Here is an 811-nt window from a genome sequence, read left to right as displayed (position 1 = left end):
AGCATTACACTCAACAACAACTGTGTCCAAGCTTCTATCTATACGCAAAAAGATGGCGGGACTCGAGTCTATGTGCCTGAGCATCAACCTATTCGTGTTAAAAGTTCGGTCGAAACCGTTTCTAAGACGATTCAAAAGAGCCGCCATTGCGAGTTAGACCTGCTTGCTAACCCAGACAATCGCTACGAATTAAAAGGATGCTTAGTCGAACGAGAAAAGCCGCTGCCTCTCACATTTGCGGTTCAAGATCCTGAACGTTATACCAGTCAAAATATCAGTACGTTACTCAAGCAATTAGGTATTGAGCTCAAAGGCAAAATTAAGATTGGTTCAGCGCCACAGAAACAACGTAAATTGATGGCATTACATCAATCAAAGCCGCTATCCGATTTACTTGATGACATGCTCAAGCATTCTGACAATTTGATCGCAGACACATTAACGAAAACATTGGGTGCGAAATTTTTTGTTCAACCTGGAAGTTTTACCAATGGTACAGAAGCGATCAAACAGATCATTTTCGCCAACACTGGCATCGATATCCGTAACGCACGCTTGGAAGATGGATCGGGCCTTTCAAGAAACAACCGTATTTCTGCGACCAAAATGGCGGAAATCCTACGTTATATCTGGAAAAACGAAAAAACACTGAAGCTGATTGCCATCATGCCTAAATCAGGCGAATCGGGTACGCTGCAATACCGCCAAAGCATGCGGAATGCCCCAATCAAAGGTCAACTGATTGCCAAGAGTGGTTCATTGTACGGAACCTACAACATGGCGGGTTATGGTTTAGATAAAAATGGCCAGC

1 protein-coding gene is annotated in these 811 nt (G+C 43.5%); it reads left to right on the top strand.

The genetic code is table 11. The features are described from left to right. A partial coding sequence (gene dacB / locus R8O11_RS26565; RefSeq protein ID WP_318194787.1) for a D-alanyl-D-alanine carboxypeptidase/D-alanyl-D-alanine-endopeptidase occupies positions 1-811 on the top strand: 811 nt, incomplete at both ends.

Source organism: Vibrio sp. 1288 (assembly GCF_033344475.1).
This window is presented reverse-complemented; position numbering and strand designations above follow the sequence as displayed.